Consider the following 21,181-nt stretch of genomic DNA (forward strand, 5'->3'; position numbering starts at 1 on the left):
AATTAGACATCAGGAACCCGAAGCGATATATTTTAAGAAGGATGCTGAAAAAAGGCATGCTTGGAAAGAATTTCTTTTAGATGAAGGAGGATATGCCGAATGACAACGGAAGTAAATGAAACGATTCAGCTTATTCAAAAGCTTGTGTCGATCCCAAGTCCATCAGGAAATACTGAGAAAGTGATTGGCTTTGTCGAACGTTTTTTACAAGATTTAAATATTGAAACGAAGCGAAATCGAAAAGGTGGATTAATTGCCACCCTAAAAGGAACAGATGACAAGGAACACCGCATGTTGACAGCACATGTCGATACGCTCGGTGCGATGGTCAAAGAAATTAAATCAAATGGCCGGCTGCGTCTTGCACTCATTGGAGGCTTTCAATATAACTCGATAGAAGGCGAGTATTGTGAAATTGAAACAGTAACAGGTCGTACATACACAGGTACCATTCTGATGCATCAAACGTCCGTTCACGTATATGAGGATGCTGGAAAAGCGAAGCGAAATCAAGAAAATATGGAGATTCGCTTAGATGAGAAAGTGAAAAATGCAGACGATGTGCAAGCACTCGGCATTCAAGTAGGAGACTTTATCTCATTTGATCCTAGAGTGGAAGTGACATCTTCAGGTTTTATTAAATCAAGACACCTTGATGATAAGGCAAGTGTGGCGTTGTTGCTGAGATTGATTCACCGCATTCAAACAGAGAACATCACATTGCCGCATACGACACATTTCTTAATTTCAAATAATGAAGAAATCGGATACGGTGGGAACTCGAATATCCCGGAAGAAACGGTGGAATATTTGGCTGTTGATATGGGAGCCATCGGTGATGGTCAATCAACCGATGAATACAGTGTGTCGATATGTGTGAAGGATTCTAGCGGTCCTTATCACTATGGTCTGCGCAAACATTTAGCAGCATTAGCTGAGGCAAATAAGATCGATTACCGCCTTGATATATACCCTTATTATGGCTCAGATGCGTCGGCAGCGATTCGAGCAGGGCATGATATCATTCATGGACTGATTGGACCTGGCATTGACTCTTCGCATGCCTTTGAAAGAACCCATGAAGACTCATTGATTCATACAGCCAATCTACTGTACCACTATGTTCAAAGCAAATTAATCACAGTATAAAAAAAGAACCCCATGATCGGGGTTCTTTTTGATTAGCTTGAAAGTTGTGTTGGCTCAGGTACATCTTGTCCAGTCATCACGCGGTGTCCTTTTTCAGGGTCATATTGCCCTTCCCATTTAGACATCACGACTGCTGCAAGTGCATTACCAGTTAAGTTGACAACGGTTCTTGCCATATCCATGATACGATCAACACCTGCAATAAAGGCTAGACCTTCAGCAGGAACACCAATCGTTCCGAGTGTTGCAAGTAATACAACAAAGGATGTACCAGGAACGGCAGCCATTCCTTTTGATGTCACCATCAGTACAAGGATTAGTGTGAGCTGCTGTATGATCGTGAGGTCAATGCCATATACCTGCGCTAGGAAAAGCGCCGCAATGGCTTGATACAAGACGGAGCCGTCCAGATTAAACGTATAACCAATTGGGATAACAAAAGAAACAATTCCTTTTGGACACCCGATGCGCTCCATTTTATCCATGACTCTCGGTAAAACTGTTTCAGAGCTGGATGTACTAAAGGCGAGAAGCATTTCGTCTTTCATGTAAGCAAGAAATCTGAAAATATTGACGCCAATCATCTTTCCAATAATTCCGAATACAACGATAAGGAAGAGAGCGAGCGCAAAATAAACAAGACCTACGAGCTTACCTAATGAAACAAGAGATTCAAGACCAAATTTTGATACTGTCACACCAATGAGCGCGAACACACCAAATGGTGCAGCTTTCATCACAACATTGACGACATGGAACATCGCATGTGACACACCTTCAAAGAAGGCGAGCACTGGTTTGCCGCGTTCACCAATCGCTGAAACGCCAAGTGCGAATAATACAGTGAAGAAAATAATCGCAAGCAAATCACCTTCCGCCAATGATTGGAAGAAGTTCGTCGGAACGATATGAAGGAACGTATCAGCAACTGATTTACTGCTTTGTTCTTTTTCCGTTTCAACATACTGGCTAATATCCTGTTTTTCTGTATGTCCAAAGTCAACGCCTGCACCTGGTTGAACAAAGTTCGCAAGCACAAGACCAAGGATGATCGCAAACGTTGTGATAATTTCAAAATAAAGAATGGTTCTAAAACCAAGCTTCCCTACTTTTTTACCATCACCCGCACCTGCAACACCTAAAATTAAGCTAGATACGACAATCGGAATGACAATCATCTTAATGAGTCGTAAGAAGAAGTCTCCAATTGGTTTTAAATATGTCTCAACACCAGGGTTACCGAAAAAGATCGCACCAACCACGACACCGAGAATAAGACCGATTAGGATTTGAGTAGCTAATCCAAATTTTAATTTTTTCATAGATTTCCTCCCTAACATATTCATTAAAGGAATATTCCCATTATATTAAGTTTTAATATATGAATTAAAGTATAACTAAAATTAAAGAGGTTCGTCCACGATTAAATTATATTAAGAAAATACAAAATTATTTGAAAAAATGGACACTTCGAACCCCCTTCGTTGTTTTAAGTCAATAAAAAGTGCCTTCCGAACTAAAAGTCATCATATGAAAATACTAAAAAACCCTTTTGTACCAAGGGTTTTACCTTTTTACCTATTTTTCAGAAAAAATAAAAAGCACTTTTGACTCCAACTGACGAAGGAGGAAAAAAGTGCTTTTTTATTCTATTTATTTCCTTATTTGAGATAACTTACTTGTGAGCATTCCTCACATTCATTACCGTAACACTCGTGCTGTTCCATTAAATCATTTCCACATTTTGTGCATTTTTTTGAAGGCAAATTTCTAAAAAACTCAGTGATTTTTCCTAGCATTTGTCATCCTCCAATACGTTTTATTGCTATCATTGTATTATAACAGATTGATAATTGTCAATCTGTTTTGTAACAATAGGCAAGAAGAATGCTTTTTTTATGAAAAATGGGTATATTGTAAGAAGGGGATTTTTTGAAAAGGAGGAAATATGACGATGAAATTAACCGTGATTGGCTGCTACGGAGGATTTCCAGCAGCTGGTGAAGCCACATCAGGTTATCTTTTTGAATCAGATGGTTTTCGTCTGCTTGTCGACTGCGGGAGCGGAGTTCTGTCAAAGCTTCAGCAATACATTGATATAGAAGAACTAGATGCTGTACTCCTTTCTCATTATCATCACGATCATGTTGCAGATATCGGACCTCTCCAATATGCGAAGCTAGTGGGTTATCATTTAGGAAAAAGCAGTGGTCCGCTGACGATCTACGGACATACCGGGGATCAAGCAGCATTTCAGCGGCTCTCTGATGATGTACATACAAAGACAAAACCTTATCACCCGGAAGAGGGCATTCAAATTGGACCATTTCAAATTGATTTTTTGAAAACGGTTCATCCGGCAGAATGCTATGCGATGAGAATTCAGGCAAATGAGGCTGTGGTGGTGTATACAGCTGACTCCAGCTATCAAGATGCATTTATCCCTTTTAGCAAGGATGCAGACTTACTTATTGCCGAAAGCAACTTTTACGCCGGACAAGACGGATCGGGTGCAGGACATATGAACAGCACTGAAGTAGGGAAGCTGGCAAGTGAAGCAAATGTTGGAGAGCTTATCATCACCCATCTGCCTCATTTCGGTCGGCATAAAGACCTAGTCAATGAAGCACAGGCGTTATATACTGGCAATATACAGCTTGCCCAATCAGGGCTTAGATGGAACAAGGAAGGAAGATAGAGATGCTGTTTATCGATAACGAGCAACATTATGACCCAATGATTAATTTAGCAATTGAAGAGTATTGCTTAAAATATTTAGATCCAGAAGAAACGTATTTGCTGTTTTACATCAACCAGCCATCCATTATTATTGGAAAGAACCAAAATACAATAGAAGAAATCAATACAAAATATGTCGAAGACAATGGCATCAAAGTCGTTCGCAGGTTATCTGGCGGTGGTGCAGTTTACCATGACAAAGGAAACTTGAACTTCAGTTTTATTACAAAAGACGATGGGGACAGCTTTCATAACTTTAAAAAATTCACCGAGCCAGTCATCAAAGCGCTTGAAAAGCTTGGCGTCAAAGCGGAATTAAGCGGCAGAAATGACATCATGGCAGATGGGCGTAAAATTTCGGGGAATGCTCAATTTGCTACACGAGGACGTATCTTCAGTCATGGCACCCTATTATTTGATTCAGAAATCGAACATGTTGTCTCGGCATTAAATGTGAAGAAAGAAAAGATCGAATCAAAAGGTATCAAATCCATTAGAAGCAGGGTTGCGAATATTAGTGAACTGATGGATCAAAAGATGACAACAGAAGAATTTAGAAAAATTCTTTTAAGCTATATTTTTGACACGAACGGAGACGTGCCTGAGTATCAGCTGACAGAAAAGGATTGGGAGAAGATTCATGAGATTTCTCGTGATCGATACCAAAAATGGGAATGGAACTACGGCCGTTCACCTAAGTTTAACTTGCAGCACTCTAAGCGTTTTCCAGCTGGATCGATTGATCTTCGATTAGAAGTGAAAAAAGGCATCATTCAAGACTGCAAAATTTTTGGTGACTTCTTCGGTGTAGGGGATATTGCTGATATTGAGAAACGACTCATTGGGCAGCAATATGATCGCAAAACCATTAGTGATGTATTAGAAGACATGGATATGCGCCATTATTTTGGTAACGTATCAAAAGAAGATTTTCTGGATTTGATTTATTAAGCAAGGACAAGCACGGCTAGAGATAGCGGTGCTTTTTCTAATGAAAGAGATGAAAGCGGTTTACATTTGATCTTGTGAATTTTTTCGATTGTCTATTATAATAGAAAGGAGGAATGTTTGGTCATGAAATGAATGGCTATTCATTCATTGATGAAGTATAAGGGGTGGGAGAATGGATTTGATCAAAAATCTTGAGCAGACTGCGATGACCAAGGGAGAGAACGTCGCACTGATCTTTGAAGGGAACAAGTGGACCTATCAAGAACTGATGACAAGTATCGAACGTTTTGCAGATGGTTTAGTGAGCGAAGGGTTTCAAGCGGGAGATCATATCGCGCTGATTTTAGGAAATTCACCGCATTTTGTGATTTCATTTTTTGGTGCATTAAAGGCAGGACTTGTTGTTGTACCTGTCAATCCAACATATACGCCAAGTGAAATCGGCTATATGCTTGTCACTGGTGATGTAAAAGGGATTGTTGCACCGGATCAGCTTCTGCCGATATACGAGCAGGTGTATGAACAGCTTCCATCTATTGAACGAGTCATTATTTGTGCACAAAATGAATCTGCGTGCAGGTCAAGTTTAAAAGAAGTATCTGATCGTCTTGTTTTCTTCGGAAAGCTTGTGTCTGGAGATGCGCCGGAAACTGAGCATCCTGTCATACAACCTGACGATACGGCCGTTATTTTATTTACATCTGGCACAACAGGAAAACCAAAAGGGGCAATGCTCACTCATGTTAACCTATATTCAAATGCAAGAGACATTGCGGAGTACCTGTCAATTGATGAGAAGGACAAGGTGATTGCTGCTTTGCCGATGTTCCATGTGTTTTGTTTGACCGTCTGTATGAATGCCCCTTTGATTCATGGAGCGACCATCTATGTCCTGCCGCATTTCAGCCCATCAGAGCTTTTACGAATGATGGAGAAAGAAAAACCAACGCTATTTGTTGGTGTTCCAACCATGTATAACTATTTATATCGTCAGGACGGTCATGAGGAAGCGATGAAGTCGGTGAGGATTTGTATATCAGGCGGTGCGTCCATGCCTGTTGCTTTACTTCACGGTTTTGAAGAAAAGTTCGGTGTCACGGTGTTAGAGGGCTATGGATTGTCAGAGGCTTCCCCAGTGACGGCATTCAATCCCCTTGATGGAAAAAGAAAACCAGGCTCGGTCGGCACTGATATTATGAATGTGAAAAATAAGATCGTGAATGAACTTGGAGAGGAAGTTGGACCAAACGAAGTCGGAGAACTGATCGCAAAAGGGCCAAACATTATGAAAGGCTATTATCAAATGCCAGAAGACACAGAAGCAGCACTGAAAGATGGCTGGCTGTACACAGGAGATTTGGCGAGAAGAGATGAAGACGGATATATTTATATCGTCGATCGAAAAAAGGATATGATTCTCGTAGGCGGGTATAATGTCTATCCAAGAGAAGTAGAAGAAGTGCTTTATCAACATGAAGCTGTAGCAGAAGCCGTTGTCATCGGTGTGCCCGATCCAAACACAGGAGAGGCTGTTGTCTGTTACATTTCCCCTAAGAAACATGCTCACATCAATCAAGAAGACATCATCACACATTGTTCACGCTATTTGGCGAAATATAAGCAGCCCCAAACGATCCATTTCATTGATGATATTCCAAAAAACACGACTGGTAAAATTTTAAGAAGAGCGCTAAAGGATAAGTACCAAGCAGAAACAAGTAAATAAAAAAAGAGTCTCTTCTTATGAGGCGGCTCCTCAGCGTGTAGACAAACCCTCGCATTCTTTGTCAGTCCTGCGTGCTGGTGCTCACGAATGTCACATTCGCTCCGCGCCTCCTAGACTGCAAAGGTTTTCTATCACGCTGAAAAGAAGACAAGGGGATAAAATCAAGTTCATTTTATCCCTTTGTCAACAATCTAGGGAGTCTCTTATGAAGAGGCTCCTTTTTGAATCGCTTCTTGTACCTGTTTTCGAAAGGAATTTGACTGTTTTTGATTTAATTCATAATAGGTGCCGTCTACTAAAAAAACAACTTGAGAGCGGTTGGTCCATAGCTGAAAAGAAGTGCCATTTGTCCGTCCGAACATGACCTTGGCGATATAATCTGGCTTCTTTACATTCTTTTTGAGATGGCTGCTTGTTTGTTTCCCTTTGTTTAATTGTTCAATTAGATCCTCAGTTGTATCTTTATCATCTATTTCATAAGAAATGGACTGGTTCGTCGGTGAAAGCAATAATTTCTCTGCTCGATTTTCATCGAAGATGTCACTTGTCCGGCTGAACACATAAAAGAAGGTAATCAGTAAAAGCCCAAAGATCACAATTCCTGCAAGGATTTTCTTCATGATGAACCTCCAACTCACTTTTTTATAGTTAGTTTCTCCGATTTTTGAACAGCATAATCATTTTTTTCACTCAAGCTTTTTCAGATAGGGCATGCTATGATGGAGCCACATGAGACAGGTTCTAAACAAAAACGTGCGTGATTACAATAGAGAGAGAAATGGAAAGGAGGCTGACCAGTGCGAGTACGCAAATGGATAGCCCTTGCAACGGTAGCATACATATTGTATGGTCTTTTTATTTATTCTTACTTATTTCTAATGGGGGATTCATCTGTCCCTGACAGTGTGAAAGGGACAAGTGCAGACCCGCATACATTTATGACAAGCCATGAGCTTTTGATCAGTGGAAATTACTCGAACATTCGTAACCTGTTGTACTTTATGACAATTCCTTTAGATTGGTATGTCTTTTTCCTTTTGCTCATTTCAGGGTTTTCAAGGAAATTAGCAGATTGGAGCTTGGCAGCAGCTCGTTTTCACCTTGTGAGCAAACTTGTGTATGTGTTTGTGCTGTCACTTTTGACGATGCTGATCACATTGCCGGTCAAGTGGGTGAGCTACCAGTTGTCCTTGTACTACGGTGTTTCAGCACAAAGCACAGCAAGTTGGCTAAAAGACCAAACGCTTGATTTTTGGATTCAATATCCACTGCTTGTTCTATGCGCGATTGTGTTCTTTTGGCTCATTCAAAAGAAAAGGAAATATTGGTGGCTGTATGCTTGGTGTTTAACCGTTCCAGTTACACTATTTCTCTTCTTTATACAGCCGGTCGTTATTGATCCACTCTACAATGATTTTTACCCATTGAAGGATCAAGCGCTTGAGAAAAAGATATTAACTCTTGCAGAGAAAGCACACATTCCAGCAGATCATGTATATGAAGTCAACATGTCAGAGAAAACAAACACGATGAATGCTTACGTCACAGGAATTGGTGAAAATAAACGTATTGTTTTGTGGGATACGACACTTCAAAAGCTGAAAGACCGTGAAATCTTATTTATCATGGCGCATGAGATGGGACATTACGTGATGAAGCATGTGTATATCGGTTTAGCAGGATATTTAGTGTTGTCTCTGGTTGGATTTTTTGCCATTGACCGTCTTTATTTTTCCCTTTACCAAAAAGGCGCTTCTCCATTTCGTCTGAAGGCACCATATGACGTTGCTGCTCTTCCGCTTCTTTTGATCATTGTATCTATGCTGTCATTTGCTGCTTCTCCTTTCACAAATGCTGTGTCAAGGCATCAAGAACGTGCAGCTGATGAATACGCCGTGAACTTGACGAAAGATGGAGAGGCGGGGGTAACATCATTTCAAAAGCTTGCAAAATCAGGGCTTTCCCAAGTCAATCCGCCACTTTTAGTGAAAATATTCCGCTATGGACACCCGACGATGATGGAGAGAATCATCGATATGGAAAAAGCGGCGAAAAAAGAGGAAACATCGAAAAAAGAGGAAACATCGAAAAAAGAGGAAACATCGAAAAAAGAGGAAACATCGAAAAAGCAATAAATAAAAAATCCGGCTCAGTTAGCCGGATTTTTTGTCACACTTATTTTAGTTAGAAGCTGCTTGAACGTTAATCAATCCTTTTCCATAATAGAACGAATTACCAAGCGGTGTTGCCGTATTTTCTAAGCGCTGACGAACCTGAGACGTTGATAGATTCGGATACTTAGAAAGGATAAGCGCTGCTGCTCCTGCTACATGAGGAGATGCCATCGATGTTCCCGTATAAGATGTATATCCACTGCTTGGTACTGTACTTAAAATCGATGTACCAGGTGCAGAAACATCTAATTCAGGACCTGCGCTAGAGGACGAGTTTCTGACATTGTTGCTGTTCACGTTGGCAACAGCAATCGTAGAGTCGTATTTTGCAGGATAGCCTACGGTGCTAGTAGAGCCAGTGGAACCTGAATTCCCTGCTGCGGCAACGACAACCACTCCGCGGTTATTCGCTGTGTCTACAGCATTTTTAAGCGCTGTGGAGCCGCTTGGGCCGCCTAAGCTCATATTGATGACATCCATGTTATTGGCAACAGCCCATTCAATACCGCTGATAATCCAGCTGTATTGTCCATCTCCGTTTCGATCTAACACTTTAACGGCATACAAGGAGGCGCTTGGCGCGACCCCAAGAACACCAATCGTGTTATCAAGGGCAGCAATGGTTCCGGCTACGTGAGTTCCGTGTGATTGAAAGTCTTGTGTGGCATTTGGCTCTGAAGGGACGAAGCTAGCACCGCCTGCAACATTTAAGTCAGGGTGTGCGGCGTGGATTCCAGTATCAAGTACAGCTACTTTGACGTTAGCACCTTTATAACCTTGAGCGTGTACGGCTGGAGCTTTGATTTGAGGGATACCATAAGGGACGGTTTGGGCATATGCTTCTGCTTTGTGGTCTTCTTCTACATAAGCAATGCTAGGGTCGTGTTCAAGTTTTTTTGCGGCTTGTTCAGACATCTTCACTTGTGCAGCATTAATGAGGCGGTATTGTTTTTCTAATTTCCCACCATTTTGTGTCACTGCTTGTTTCTTAGAGCTGTTTGTGGTGGCAGAAGCTTTAAAGCCAACGATATAGCTTTTTTCACTTTCTGTCTTTGAGGCAGTCTCGGCATTTGCCATCGAGCCTCCAAACCCTGCTGAAAACAGAAGAGGGACAGCCAATAAAACACTTGTCATCACATTTTTCTTTTTCACGCACATTCCACATCCCTTTTTTCTTATTTCAGAATAATCATCCGTAGTCTATAAGAATGATCCGTTTGATTATTCTGTATTTTCAGTTTAATAGAGGTAGGCAAATAAGAGTAGACCTGAATTTTTGTGGAAGTCCTAGCGGAAAATAGGGAATTAAGTCGCTTGGAAATGATGGTAAAATATGTTTATTGTGTGTCTTCAAAGATTTTCTGTTAAAAAGGAATCGTGCTTTTTTTCTCATGATCTATTTGGGGATAAACATTCGATACCCGAAATGCTATAAAATAGGTAGAAAAGGCTATCATCTATTTCGAATTTCGATATAAAAAAATATTATTTTATCATTATTTTTGACATGAAAAAGAACCTGTTATGAAAACAGGTTCTTTAAGAAGGGGCAGATTGTGTTAAATGGCTGACCACGTTGTAATCGTTCACCTTCCATTCACCATCTGTCCATTCCACATAATTTAAGCAGGCATTCTCAAGTCTTGTATCCTTAATACCCATCTGTTCGTCAGCTAGTGAGGTGAGTAAGGCATGGATGGCAGCACCGTGTGCTACGATTAGTACCCGTTGATCTGGGTAGGTTGCTCTCACTTTTTCGATACCTTCTAGCATTCGATCTTGAAGTGCCGATAGTGGTTCCATATTTGGATACTGTTTATTTGGAAACAGTTTCTGACGTTCCTCAAATGACATGCCTTCAGCGTCGCCATAGTCACGTTCAATAAAATCGTCCATGATCACGAGCGGTGCATGTACATGCTGTAAAATCAAATGAGCTGTTTCTTTTGCCCTTGATAGCGGACTGGAAATGACAACATCCCAGTGGGCATCTTTTAAGTAAAGACCGGTTTGTTCCGCTTGCCATTTACCAGTGTCATTTAAAGGGATATCTGTTCGTCCTTGAATTCGTTTTGCTGCATTCCAATCGGTTTCTCCGTGTCTGACTAGGCAAATTGCTGTCAATCAAATCCCGCCTTTTCTATCTTTTCTTCTATTATACTAAAACAGAAGAAGAATGACTGGATCAGTGATTTGTCAGACTCGTTAAGGACTCGACCGAACTTGCCACTTGGGACACTGTTTGTTTGACTTCTTTCAATTCGTTTAGGAATGTTTGCAAATCTATTTCAATTTTTCCGTTTTGGTTTTTGCTTAAGTTCATGCTGCTGACGATATCATCGAATAGCGAGTTGATTTGGGTCATTTTTTCTTTACTGTCTGTCACAAGTAAATTCACATCAGCAATATGCTGTGACACAATGGCGATTTGTGAATTTGTGTTGTTGACGAGCTCAGATACAGTTGAAACCGTTTTCTTTGTATCCTCTGATAATTTGCGAACCTCGTTTGCAACGACAGCAAAGCCTTTGCCATGTTCACCTGCTCGAGCTGATTCGATTGAAGCGTTTAAAGATAGTAAATTCGTTTGCTCCGCAATACCTGTGACGATCCCAAAAATTTGTTCAATTTGTTTTGCAATTTCTTCTAAGCGTTTAATTTCTGTTTCAATCTTTGTCATACTGCCGTCAATTTGGTTCATTTGCGTCTGCTGAATTTCTAACTCTTTTTTACCGCCAATTGATTTCTCTTCAACTTGTGCAGAAATCTTTGTGCCAGCCTGTGACATATCCGCCATCTCATCAGATTTTGATACAAGTTTGTCCACTGCATTTGTTGTGTTTGAGAAGAGAGAAGCAAGTGAATTAGATGTTTCTGTAATTTTTGTATGAAGCTCTTTTTGCTGTAGTTCTGCTTCATCACGAACTTTAGAGTATTCATTTTGGAACGTATCTAGGACAAGCTGCTGCTCTAGATTTAAAATTTTCGTCGTCGCCTTCACTGCCGTCTGATATTCTTTGAAATCTTGGATATGCTGGGCAAATAAATCCATAATGGATAGCAATAGGTCTTGGAAGGCTGCCATATACCATTTAGGTTGAAGCCCAATTCTTAAATGAACTTGTGCAATTTTAATTCTTTTGGCCACATAAGATTCGTCAATCACACCGGCAAACATTTCACTAATATGAATGCGTAGTGTTTTCTTTAGACGCTCGACTGAGCTGTTATCTTGAATGATGTGCATCAAGGAAGACTCGACTTCTAGGTTTTTATAAAATTTATCGACGATATGTTCAATTTCATCTTGAACGATTGGATTCAGCTGTTTCAAGATAAAAAGGTCTTGCTGCGTCAAATCAATCATTTTAATTTGTTTGGCAATGTCCGTATTCTCCGGAAAATTGATTCGTTTTATCCCATCATCCTGCTGTGTGAAAAAAGCAGTGTTTTTCTTTTTACTCTCTTTTTTAAATAACAATGTGTTTGTCCCCCCATGATCATCAAAAATATCAGACTTTATGTTTTTTATCGGATAATATTGGATTTTTTAAAGGGGAAACAGTGAAATTTTACTGTTCTTTATATGACCTTTTTAGTGGTTTTTTCGCCGGACCTTCTACTACTTCTCCCGTAATGGAGAAACGAGACCCGTGACAAGGACAGTCCCACGTGCGGTCACTATTATTCCACGCGACTTCGCAGCCTAAGTGAGTACAGGTTGTATCGACAAGAAAGAGATCGCCGTCCTCTGACTTAAAAGCGCCACATTTTTTGTGCTCATAAGATACAATGCCGCCTTCACCCGGTTTTAAATCATCAATTGTTTGATCAGCTCGCTTTAATTTACCGCTGATCAGCTTTGCTGCAACATTGGTGTTTTCTTTGATAAAGTCTTTTACGAATGCGTCTGACACGAGTCTTGATGGAGTAAAGAGGGATTCGTAAGGATTCGATTTTCCTTCGATCAAATCTCCGATCAGTGTCGCTGCTACGTGGCTTGTGGTCATGCCCCATTTTCTAAAGCCTGTTGCCACAAAAATATTCGAATGATGTGATGTCAGGCGGCCAATGTAAGGGATTTGATCCATTGTGACCATATCATGAGTGGACCAGCGGTAAAGGACTTCCGTTATACCAAGGGTGGCTTCACCAAACTTTTCTAGTGCTTCATAGTGTGCGGATTCATCTCCGCCTTGTCCGGTTTTATGACCTTGTCCACCGATGAGCACGACATCTTCTCCATGGAATCTCGCCGTTCTTAATGAATGGGCAGGCTGATCAATTCCTAAGTACATGCCGTCTGGGAGCGGTTTTTTTGTTTTGGCTGCGACGACATAAGATTGCTCAGGATGGATTCGAGTGAAATACAGTCCTTTGCCATCGTAAAAAGGAAAGTGTGAGCATGAAATGATAGAGCGCCCCATCAGATGATGGCCACTTTTTGTGATGACAGCAGGGTGTTTTCCTTCTTTTACATCGACTGCCGTTGTCTGTTCAAATATGCGCACGCCTCGGTCAATGAGCTGATCGATCAGTGCATGAAGATAATGAAGAGGATGAAATTGTGCCTGCTGCGTCATGGCGAGGGCTGCCTTGATGCCAGCATCAAACGGGAGCGCTGTTTTCCATTCGCGATCGATACCGAGCTGTTTATACGCATCTAATTCCTTCTTTAACTTTTTGACGCCGTTTTCTTCTGTTGTATAAAGGTAAGCATCTTTTACCTCAAGCTGACAATCAATGTCATACTCTTTCACACGTGCTTGGATGAGCTCCTTTGCTTTTTCATTTGCTTCTACATATAAACGGGCTTTCGGCATACCAATATGCTGAATCAGCTCATGATAGTAAACATCATGCTGGGAGGTAATTTTCGCTGTTGTATGTCCGGTGGTTCCTTGCAATACTTGATCAGCATCTATGATGATGACATCCAGCCCGCGTTCTATCATCTCAAATGCAGTAGCGATACCTGTAATACCGGCACCGACAATGATGACATCTGCTGTAAGATCTTCGCTGACAGTAGGAAAAGAGGGCTTCTCACTATCAGCTAGCCATAACGACTTTGCTTGTTCCGATCCTTTATGTTCTTGTTCCATGTTGTCGCCTCCAGTCACTTGTTGTGTATAATTTTTCCACGATGCTGAAAATCATACATTTTAATGGAAACAAGAGCGAAATACATAAAAAAATGAGCAACACATAAAAATAAACGAGATAAAAAGGAAGGAGTGGACTGACGTGTCAACAAAGCAGCCAAAGAAAACGTTACCGCCTCAGCATCAGAACGAACGTCCAGGACTTGAATATAAAATGAACCCTAGACCTATCTTTGATCGAGAGGTGCAAGGCAAAAAGCTGACAGGGAAAACGGCGATTGTCACAGGTGGAGACAGCGGGATTGGAAGAGCAGTATCTGTCTTATTTGCGAAAGAAGGAGCCAATGTAGCAATTGTTTATTTGAATGAACATCGCGATGCGGAAGAAACGAAGGACTATATTGAAAAGATGGGAGGACGCGTCATTTTAATAGCAGGTGACCTAGGGGATGAAGCTTTTTCAAACGAGGTCGTCAAAAAAACAAAAGATGCTTTCGGTTCGATTGATATTTTGGTCAACAACGCAGGTGAACAGCATCCGCAAAAAAGCATTGAACAGATTACCTCTCACCAGCTTCTTCGGACATTTCAAACGAATATATTTGCCATGTTCTATTTAACAAAAGCGGTGCTCCCTCATTTAAAGAAAGGAAGCAGTATTATTAATACAGCATCGGTCACTGCTTATAAAGGTCATGAAACCTTAATTGATTATTCATCGACAAAAGGGGCGGTTGTAACGTTTACAAGATCATTATCTCTATCTCTTATCAAACAAGGGATTCGGGTAAATGGGGTAGCGCCTGGACCGATTTGGACACCGCTGATTCCATCCACATTTACGGAAAAGGAAGTGTCTGAATTTGGTGGAGATGTCCCAATGGAGCGGCCTGGTGAACCAGTAGAGTTAGCGCCGAGTTATTTATTTTTAGCGAGCGAAGACTCTTCTTATATAAATGGACAAATGATTCATGTGAATGGCGGAACCATATTAAATGGATAAAAACAAAAAACTTGCGGTAAAGAGACAAGTTTCTGTCTCTCTGCCGCAAGTAAAATCATCATGATTGATGTAAGCAGTGTTCTGCATATTGAGCTGACAGGTCATTAAAACGTTTTTCATCACGCTGATCTAGCGCCTTGTCAATCTCTTCTCTAAGGAAGGTTAAGCGCTGTTTATAAAGCGCCTCATCTAAAACCATTTGAATATAAATGTCTAAAATAGTAACGCCATTCTCTTCGGTTTTTTGGGTGTTGCGGGACTTCATGAGCTCAGCATACGTTTTTTTCTCTTTCATAAAGAATCCCCCCGATGCCTTTTTTATAGTATATGGATTGGCGGAGAAAAAATCAACAAGAATTTATAATTTTTAGACAATTTATTTTTGAGCCATATCGACACCCCTTGTCCAGTCGACAAGATGCGATATATCTTTAAAAATGGCTTTTAGATAGATCGAATGTACTAAAAAACATGATAAAAAGATAATTTTAAATAAATATTGAAAAAATCCTGTCGTTTCTTATACGTTGGTGATAGATTAATAGTATCTAAAATAACCAAAAATTAACACAGGAGGAAATGAAGTGTCAGGAATTAGTGAAACACCATTAGATTCATACGTCATTAATCAAACAACAATGGCGGTCCTTCCGGTTGAAGAAGGAAAACGAGTATATTCAAAAGTGATCGAAAGAGAGACAAGCTTTTATGTTGAATTAAAGCCGCTGCAAATTATAGAACGCAGTTGCAGGTTCTTTGGCTCAAGCTATGCAGGCAGAAAAGCGGGAACATATGAAGTAACAGGTATTTCCCACAAGCCTCCCATCGTGATTGACTCATCCAATCATCTGTATTTCTTCCCAACCTATTCATCCAACCGCCCTCAATGCGGATGGATCTCCCACAAATACATTCATATCTTTCAGGAATCATCCCTCGGAGACACGGTTGTTACTTTTACAAATGAGCAATCGGTCAAACTAGATGTCTCATATAAGTCATTTGAGAGTCAGGTACACCGAACAGCGTATCTCCGAACGAAATTTCAAGATCGACTTGATGGAGGTCTTCCTAAGAAACAAGAATTTATGCTGTATCCAAAGGAACAGCAGCTCAACCTTGTGTATGATTTTATCTTAAGAGAACTTCGTAATCGTTATTAGTGAGAGACCAGCGGCAGACAGCCGCTGGAATGCTTACCCATCGTCATCACTTTTTTGCAGAAAAAACCATTGATTATTATATAAAAAAATATATAATTTATCTATATCATATAATTTTTTATACAACGAAAGGGGTCATGGGGATGATGTATGAAGAACTGGATACGCCGGCACTACTCATTGATAAACGGGTGATGATGGAGAATGTAGCGGCGATGCAGCAATACGCAGACCGTCAGCATGTCAAATTGCGCCCTCATACGAAAACGCATAAAACGCCTGCACTTGCCAAGCTGCAGGAAGAGAAAGGTGCATCTGGCATTACGGTAGCGAAAGTAGGAGAGGCTGAAGTAATGGCAGCCCATGGGCTCAAGGATATTTTTATCGCCAATCAAATTGTAGGTGAGACTAAACTCAAGCGGATTCGTAAACTGGCAGAGTCGATACAGATTTCATTCGGTATAGATTGTGTTGAGCATGTGAAGCAGATTGAGCAAGTCTTTCGTGAATCAGAGAAAAAAGCGGAGGTTTTAATTGAGATAGAGGTTGGAGAAGGAAGGTCTGGTGTCATTGAAGAACGTGATTTCTGCCACATATTAGAGGCGATTCAAACAAGTGATGCCGTTCATTTAAAGGGGATTTTTTCTCATGATGGCCATACATATCAAGCGGAAAGTAAAGCACATTGCCGGACATTATACAAGGAGGCTGTAAATCGAACGCTCCGTTTTGCGCAGATTGCAGAAGAAGCTGGTATGCCGATAGAGGTCGTCAGTATTGGATCAACACCGCCATTTTTATTTCAATTTGATATCCCAAAAGGAGTCACAGAAATACGGCCAGGCACATACATCTTGATGGATGCTTCCCAGTCCAATGTAATCGGCACATATTCACATTGTGCAGCATCTGTGCTGACGACGGTCATTAGTAAACCGACAGAGCGCCGGGTGATTACAGATGTAGGGGCCAAGGGGCTGACGGCACAAACACGTACAAAAGGGCTGACCAAAACAGAGGGCTTAGGCAAAGTGAAAGAATATGATGATGTATTTGTTTCAAGCGTATTTGACGAGCATGCCATTATCTATCATGAAGGCTTTCGTCAAAGTGTACAGATCGGTGAGAAGGTGCAAATTATTCCGAATCACATCTGTCCTGCTGTGAATCTTCATGAAAAAGCATACCTCATTCAAGATGGCGAAGTGGTAGAAGAGCTGGAGATTGCTTGTAAAGGAAAGCTGCAATAAATGGGTAGGATCATAAAAGGCGCCGAAAGGGGTCTTTTTTATTGGAGAAAAAATGGCGAAGATGAATTAGATTGAAACCAAATGTGCCTTTCTCGTCGTCTATTGACTGTATCATCATGAAATGGCAGGGAAATGTGAACCATTAGAAGGATTTTCATTCATTTCCGCATAAATCACAGAAGTGATACATGCGGTCTGTTACAATAAAAATAAGTCATTTCTTGCAAGGTGTTCGTATGAGGTAAAAGTTGATCATATTTGACCGATATGAACAAATGGGAAAGAGAAATGGGGGCCGTGTATGAAAAAACGATGGCATTTGATGCTGCTATTTACCGTGACAGTGACACTACTCACGGCCTGCAATCAAGCAGGTCAGCCGCCTTCAAAACAAAACACAAAAGAAGCTGCGTATGAACAATGGGTTCAGCGTTATATGGATGAGTTAAATGAAGCATATGAAAACATGACCGATCAATTTATTTCGGATGGACATGGAAAAATTCAAGTCAATGACAAATTGACAAAAGCAACGAAAGCATTCGACCGTGTCATTCAAAAAGGGCTTACTCATCAAGAAGTGCCAGCTGTGTATCAAAAGGCAGACAAACAATTAAAGACAGGTCTTGCTTCATTTGAAAAAGGAATGAGCAAGGTAGAGCAGCTGTTGAAGCGTCCTGATCAAGAAAAGCTGTTTATGTCAGCCACTCAATATTTTCAAGATGGATTGCAAGAGACAGCCTCTTTCATTGAAGAAGTAGGAAACGTTCAGCAATCACAATGAAAAGCCTGGAAGAGAGACTTCCAGGCTTTTTTAGATGTGCAGTGTTTGCTTTAATCGGCGTACACCTTCTTGAATCATGGCTTCATCCGTACAGGCAAAACCAAGCAGCAACCCTTTCCTTTTGCTTTCATAACAATAGGGGCTTAATGGATAAATGCCGACACCTGCCGCTTTTGCGGCCTCAATCGTACCTTGTTCATCAAAGTCTGATGTTCCTTCCAAAAAGACGTGAAGGCCTGTATCGGTTCCATATAAACGGAAGTGTTTGTCAAAGTGATGTGTCAAAAGAGCATCCATCATCGCTGCCTGCCGTTTTTTATACACCTGTCTCATCCGCCTGACATATCGCGTAAACTCGCCTTCTCTGAAAAAAGAGGCAAGGGTGATTTGCTCCATGATCGGCAGCTGTCTTTGAATAAGTGATTGCAGTGCAGCGATTTCTTTGATGACTGCTTTGGAGCCGATGATGGCAGCAAGGCGGATGCCTGGAGCAAGTACCTTGGAAAAACTGACAATATAGATCACATGATCGGGTGCTTCTGAAAATAAAGAAGGAAGCGGTCCGCCATGATAACGATAATCCCCATCAAAATCATCTTCTAATATGTAAGATTGAGCCTTCGCAGCAAACTGCAACAGCTCCCGTCTTCTATTGACGCTCATACAGACACCGGTTGGCCGCTGATGAGAGGGCGTTACAGCGATCAGCTTTGTACGTTCTGGCAATGTATTCACCATCATTCCTTCTTCATCGACTGGTGCGGGGTAAATAGTCATTTCGCGATGTAAAAAGGACAACCTAGCTCCAGGAAAACCAGGATCTTCAACAGCGACTGTATCTCCTTTTTTGAGCATGACTTGTGAAATTAAGTCAATGGCTTGCTGTGTGCCCCCTGTTAACACCATTTGGTCTTCTTCTATATCAATGCCGCGTTCAACCGATAAGTATTGGCGAATTTCTGAACGCACTTCCCATAATCCATGCGGAGAAGAATAGCCCCAATCCTTCATATTTAAGCGCTGTAGTGCTTTTAGAAGCGAGCGTTTCCATATGTTTTGAAAATGGTCGTCGATGGCTGGTTCTTGATGGCGGAAATCAATCTCAAGTGTGTCATGAAATTGATTGGCCGAGAGCCAGTGATCCATTTGTTTTTCAGCCTCGTCAAAGTGAGGTCTTGTCGGAAGTGCAAAAGGCGGTTCGTTTTGATGTGGGGGAGAAGCAGCATAGTGATTACTTGAAATGACCTTTGTCCCGCCTCTTCTAGAGGTGCTGACATAGCCTCTTGCTAGCAGTTCATCATAGGCAAGCTGTACGGTGGATCGAGATACGTTGAGCTCTTGTGCTAATACTCTTGTCGGAGTCAACTGATCATCAGGATTCAGTGTGTTTGTATGAATTTTTTGAATGATGCCATTGACGATTTGCTGCCAGAGCGGGGTAGAGCTGGAACGGTCTAAATGAATGTACACAGTGCACCTTCTTTCCTTTGTCATGTCATCATTGATGATGACATGGAATTATGGACTGGTCAATAGCTTCATTTTTGGATGTGGGAAGAAATCCAAATGATGTGTACACTGGTTCATATCATTTACACAGAGGAGAGAGTCCCATGATTCCTGCATCAAAAGAAGAAACAGCACAGCTATCTATGATTCCGTTTGTGTTCGTTTTATTTAGCCTTTTTATGATTACAACAGCAGTGAACCTGCAAGTCCCTCTTTATACGGAATATGCAGAGCAGGCAGGATACGGAAAGGCGTCAACAGCCCTTGTGTTTGCTGCGTATGTTTTCGGACTGATTCCAGTATTATTGTTACTTGGCGGCATGTCTGACCGGGCTGGACGAAAACCGATTTTATTGATCGCTCTTTGCTTTTCATTATGTGCCACCCTGCTCATGATCGTGCAGCCGACCATACAAATGCTCTTTGTCGCCCGGCTGCTGCAAGGAGTGGGACTTGGGTTAAGTGTTGGCACATGTACTGCCTACTTGATTGCTTTATATCCAGAGAAATCGGGCTGGATCCCAACGTTTATCGCATTATGCAGTTCAATTGGATTTGGAGGAGGTGCTCTTTTTACAGCGATTCTTTCTTTTGAGCGAGTGTCACTGACGCCTCTTAGCTATTGGATTGTGTTGGTCTTGATCATGTTGACGATTGTTGCTGTATTCTTTTTGGTGCCGCCTGTACAAGGGGATGCAAGTAAACCGCTAATGAACATGCCGAGGTTTCCAAAAGGGACAATGCCTGCGAACATAGCCATTGCTATCGCATGGTCTGTGTGCGGTCTTGTCATTTCGATTTTGCCAGCACAGCTTAAATTAAATGGCTATGAATTGTGGGTAGGCCCGGCGCTGTTTTTTATTAATATGGCAGGTGTTCTGATGCAGCCTTTTGTCCGAAAGATGAATAGCAGTGCAGCGCTTCGTATCGGTTTTATTTGTCTTCCGTGCGGATATGGCCTGCTGTTATTCGGTGCTAATAGCGGGTCTATATTCCTTGTCCTTGCTGGAACTCTTTTAGCGGGCACAGCTTGCTATGGATTTACTTACTTAGGCGGTCTCCAGCTGATTGTTGAGAAAGGGAAGAAGGAAGCGGCTAGAGCCGTTGCTGGATATTACTTGTTTGCGTATCTAGGTCTTGGCATACCAAGTGTGTTCGTTGGTCTCTTTGCTGATATGTACGGTACTCAGACAGTGTTAACGCTCTTTTTCATGCTCGTGCTGGCAGCCTGTCTGATCTTGTTTAGTTTAAGTTTCAGAGAGAGGCAAAAGTGAAATGGATTCTTTCTCTTTCCTCTCCAATTCGTTTAAAATAAAGACAGAAGAGGGGGAGGGAAATGAAAAAAGTACAGCTAAATGGTGCGATGTGCAGATCACAAGAGGAGCTTCATGATCAACTAAAAACAGTGTTACAACTTCCTGATCATTACGGGAAAAATCTTGATGCCCTTTGGGACTGTTTAACAGGAGAAGTGAGCTTGCCTGTAGAGCTTACATGGATTCATTATCAAGCAAGCAAAGACGAGCTTGGTGATTATGCAGAGAATTTGCGGCAGTTATTTCAAGAGGCTGAAGAGGAATTGCAAGGGCAGTTTCAATTGAATATTGAAGCGTAAAAAAGCAGCTGAT

20 protein-coding genes are annotated in these 21,181 nt (G+C 41.3%); 11 read left to right on the plus strand and 9 right to left on the minus strand.

Annotated elements, in window-relative coordinates; all coding sequences use genetic code 11:
- The first annotated feature begins 99 nt into the window (after positions 1–99).
- The gene (locus NST01_RS05145) at positions 100–1,149 is read left to right on the plus strand and encodes a M42 family metallopeptidase (RefSeq protein ID WP_024720001.1); all 1,050 of its coding nucleotides are present in this window, start codon (positions 100–102) and stop codon (positions 1,147–1,149) included.
- Positions 1,150–1,181: 32 nt separating this feature from the next.
- Here NST01_RS05145 and NST01_RS05150 read toward each other — a convergent pair whose 3' ends face one another.
- Positions 1,182–2,471 carry a cation:dicarboxylate symporter family transporter gene (locus tag NST01_RS05150; RefSeq protein WP_341041608.1) on the minus strand — a complete coding sequence of 430 codons (1,290 nt, stop codon included), beginning with the start codon at positions 2,469–2,471 and terminating at the stop codon, positions 1,182–1,184.
- A gap of 339 nt (positions 2,472–2,810) precedes the next feature.
- A complete protein-coding gene (yhfH, locus tag NST01_RS05155; RefSeq protein WP_008359029.1) occupies positions 2,811–2,948 on the minus strand; it encodes a protein YhfH in 138 nt (45 codons plus the stop codon).
- 155 nt (positions 2,949–3,103) lie between these two features.
- Between yhfH and NST01_RS05160 the strand changes: the two genes are divergently transcribed.
- From NST01_RS05160 to NST01_RS05170, 3 genes are all read left to right on the plus strand, one after another.
- Positions 3,104–3,847 (plus strand): MBL fold metallo-hydrolase, encoded by a 744-nt coding sequence (locus NST01_RS05160; RefSeq protein WP_045034874.1) that lies wholly within the window; start codon positions 3,104–3,106, stop codon positions 3,845–3,847.
- A gap of 2 nt (positions 3,848–3,849) precedes the next feature.
- Entirely contained in the window at positions 3,850–4,839 is a 990-nt protein-coding gene (locus tag NST01_RS05165) for a lipoate--protein ligase (protein WP_008348846.1), read from the plus strand.
- A 172-nt stretch (positions 4,840–5,011) separates the two neighbouring features.
- Positions 5,012–6,565, plus strand: coding sequence for a fatty acid--CoA ligase family protein (locus NST01_RS05170; RefSeq protein ID WP_008348843.1), 1,554 nt, complete (start codon positions 5,012–5,014; stop codon positions 6,563–6,565).
- A gap of 203 nt (positions 6,566–6,768) precedes the next feature.
- Here the strand turns inward: NST01_RS05170 and NST01_RS05175 are convergent, their stop codons facing one another.
- A complete protein-coding gene (locus NST01_RS05175) occupies positions 6,769–7,185 on the minus strand; it encodes a hypothetical protein (protein ID WP_007497192.1) in 417 nt (138 codons plus the stop codon).
- A 177-nt stretch (positions 7,186–7,362) separates the two neighbouring features.
- Between NST01_RS05175 and NST01_RS05180 the strand changes: the two genes are divergently transcribed.
- Positions 7,363–8,700 (plus strand): M48 family metallopeptidase, encoded by a 1,338-nt coding sequence (locus NST01_RS05180; RefSeq protein WP_341041610.1) that lies wholly within the window; start codon positions 7,363–7,365, stop codon positions 8,698–8,700.
- Between the two features lie 45 nt (positions 8,701–8,745).
- Here the strand turns inward: NST01_RS05180 and NST01_RS05185 are convergent, their stop codons facing one another.
- The 4 genes from NST01_RS05185 to NST01_RS05200 form a co-directional block, all read right to left on the minus strand.
- Positions 8,746–9,891 carry a serine alkaline protease SapB gene (locus NST01_RS05185; RefSeq protein WP_341041612.1) on the minus strand — a complete coding sequence of 382 codons (1,146 nt, stop codon included), beginning with the start codon at positions 9,889–9,891 and terminating at the stop codon, positions 8,746–8,748.
- Positions 9,892–10,278: 387 nt separating this feature from the next.
- On the minus strand, positions 10,279–10,863 hold the full coding sequence (locus NST01_RS05190; RefSeq protein WP_007497198.1) for a histidine phosphatase family protein: 585 nt from the start codon (positions 10,861–10,863) through the stop codon (positions 10,279–10,281).
- Between the two features lie 61 nt (positions 10,864–10,924).
- On the minus strand, positions 10,925–12,286 hold the full coding sequence (locus tag NST01_RS05195) for a globin-coupled sensor protein (protein ID WP_370539267.1): 1,362 nt from the start codon (positions 12,284–12,286) through the stop codon (positions 10,925–10,927).
- A gap of 25 nt (positions 12,287–12,311) precedes the next feature.
- On the minus strand, positions 12,312–13,844 hold the full coding sequence (locus NST01_RS05200) for an FAD-dependent oxidoreductase (RefSeq protein WP_341041613.1): 1,533 nt from the start codon (positions 13,842–13,844) through the stop codon (positions 12,312–12,314).
- Positions 13,845–13,986: 142 nt separating this feature from the next.
- On the opposite strand from NST01_RS05200, the gene NST01_RS05205 reads away from it, so the two are divergent.
- Positions 13,987–14,847, plus strand: coding sequence for an SDR family oxidoreductase (locus tag NST01_RS05205; RefSeq protein ID WP_341041615.1), 861 nt, complete (start codon positions 13,987–13,989; stop codon positions 14,845–14,847).
- A 58-nt stretch (positions 14,848–14,905) separates the two neighbouring features.
- Here the strand turns inward: NST01_RS05205 and NST01_RS05210 are convergent, their stop codons facing one another.
- A complete protein-coding gene (locus NST01_RS05210; RefSeq protein WP_008348804.1) occupies positions 14,906–15,142 on the minus strand; it encodes an IDEAL domain-containing protein in 237 nt (78 codons plus the stop codon).
- Between the two features lie 289 nt (positions 15,143–15,431).
- Between NST01_RS05210 and NST01_RS05215 the strand changes: the two genes are divergently transcribed.
- The 3 genes from NST01_RS05215 to NST01_RS05225 all read left to right on the plus strand — a co-directional run bounded on the left by NST01_RS05215 (position 15,432) and on the right by NST01_RS05225 (position 18,044).
- The gene (locus tag NST01_RS05215) at positions 15,432–16,010 is read left to right on the plus strand and encodes a competence protein ComK (RefSeq protein ID WP_017366958.1); all 579 of its coding nucleotides are present in this window, start codon (positions 15,432–15,434) and stop codon (positions 16,008–16,010) included.
- A gap of 143 nt (positions 16,011–16,153) precedes the next feature.
- The gene (locus NST01_RS05220) at positions 16,154–17,260 is read left to right on the plus strand and encodes a D-TA family PLP-dependent enzyme (protein ID WP_046526643.1); all 1,107 of its coding nucleotides are present in this window, start codon (positions 16,154–16,156) and stop codon (positions 17,258–17,260) included.
- A gap of 301 nt (positions 17,261–17,561) precedes the next feature.
- Complete coding sequence (locus NST01_RS05225) at positions 17,562–18,044, plus strand: hypothetical protein (protein WP_017360234.1); 483 nt, start codon at positions 17,562–17,564, stop codon at positions 18,042–18,044.
- Positions 18,045–18,074: 30 nt separating this feature from the next.
- On the opposite strand, the gene pdxR is transcribed toward NST01_RS05225, so the two are convergent.
- Positions 18,075–19,514, minus strand: a complete 1,440-nt coding sequence (gene pdxR / locus NST01_RS05230; RefSeq protein ID WP_025207099.1) for a MocR-like pyridoxine biosynthesis transcription factor PdxR — start codon at positions 19,512–19,514, stop codon at positions 18,075–18,077.
- Positions 19,515–19,657: 143 nt separating this feature from the next.
- Between pdxR and NST01_RS05235 the strand changes: the two genes are divergently transcribed.
- On the plus strand, positions 19,658–20,827 hold the full coding sequence (locus tag NST01_RS05235; protein ID WP_025207100.1) for an MFS transporter: 1,170 nt from the start codon (positions 19,658–19,660) through the stop codon (positions 20,825–20,827).
- A gap of 62 nt (positions 20,828–20,889) precedes the next feature.
- Positions 20,890–21,168 (plus strand): barstar family protein, encoded by a 279-nt coding sequence (locus NST01_RS05240; protein WP_017360231.1) that lies wholly within the window; start codon positions 20,890–20,892, stop codon positions 21,166–21,168.
- Positions 21,169–21,181: the final 13 nt, after the last annotated feature.

The sequence above is a fragment of the Bacillus sp. FSL R7-0166 genome, from assembly GCF_038008935.1.
In the GTDB taxonomy this organism is placed as follows: Bacteria; Bacillota; Bacilli; order Bacillales; family Bacillaceae; genus Bacillus; species Bacillus altitudinis.

Excerpts from the sequence above, each read along its gene's own strand:
- NST01_RS05145 (WP_024720001.1), top strand. The coding sequence starts at position 100 with ATGACAACGGAAGTAAATGAAACGATTCAGCTTATTCAAAAGCTTGTG.
- NST01_RS05150 (WP_341041608.1), bottom strand. The coding sequence starts at position 2,471 with ATGAAAAAATTAAAATTTGGATTAGCTACTCAAATCCTAATCGGTCTT.
- yhfH (WP_008359029.1), bottom strand. The coding sequence starts at position 2,948 with ATGCTAGGAAAAATCACTGAGTTTTTTAGAAATTTGCCTTCAAAAAAA.
- NST01_RS05160 (WP_045034874.1), top strand. The coding sequence starts at position 3,104 with ATGAAATTAACCGTGATTGGCTGCTACGGAGGATTTCCAGCAGCTGGT.
- NST01_RS05165 (WP_008348846.1), top strand. The coding sequence starts at position 3,850 with ATGCTGTTTATCGATAACGAGCAACATTATGACCCAATGATTAATTTA.
- NST01_RS05170 (WP_008348843.1), top strand. The coding sequence starts at position 5,012 with ATGGATTTGATCAAAAATCTTGAGCAGACTGCGATGACCAAGGGAGAG.
- NST01_RS05175 (WP_007497192.1), bottom strand. The coding sequence starts at position 7,185 with ATGAAGAAAATCCTTGCAGGAATTGTGATCTTTGGGCTTTTACTGATT.
- NST01_RS05200 (WP_341041613.1), bottom strand. The coding sequence starts at position 13,844 with ATGGAACAAGAACATAAAGGATCGGAACAAGCAAAGTCGTTATGGCTA.
- NST01_RS05210 (WP_008348804.1), bottom strand. The coding sequence starts at position 15,142 with ATGAAAGAGAAAAAAACGTATGCTGAGCTCATGAAGTCCCGCAACACC.
- NST01_RS05220 (WP_046526643.1), top strand. The coding sequence starts at position 16,154 with ATGATGTATGAAGAACTGGATACGCCGGCACTACTCATTGATAAACGG.
- NST01_RS05225 (WP_017360234.1), top strand. The coding sequence starts at position 17,562 with ATGAAAAAACGATGGCATTTGATGCTGCTATTTACCGTGACAGTGACA.
- NST01_RS05235 (WP_025207100.1), top strand. The coding sequence starts at position 19,658 with ATGATTCCTGCATCAAAAGAAGAAACAGCACAGCTATCTATGATTCCG.
- NST01_RS05240 (WP_017360231.1), top strand. The coding sequence starts at position 20,890 with ATGAAAAAAGTACAGCTAAATGGTGCGATGTGCAGATCACAAGAGGAG.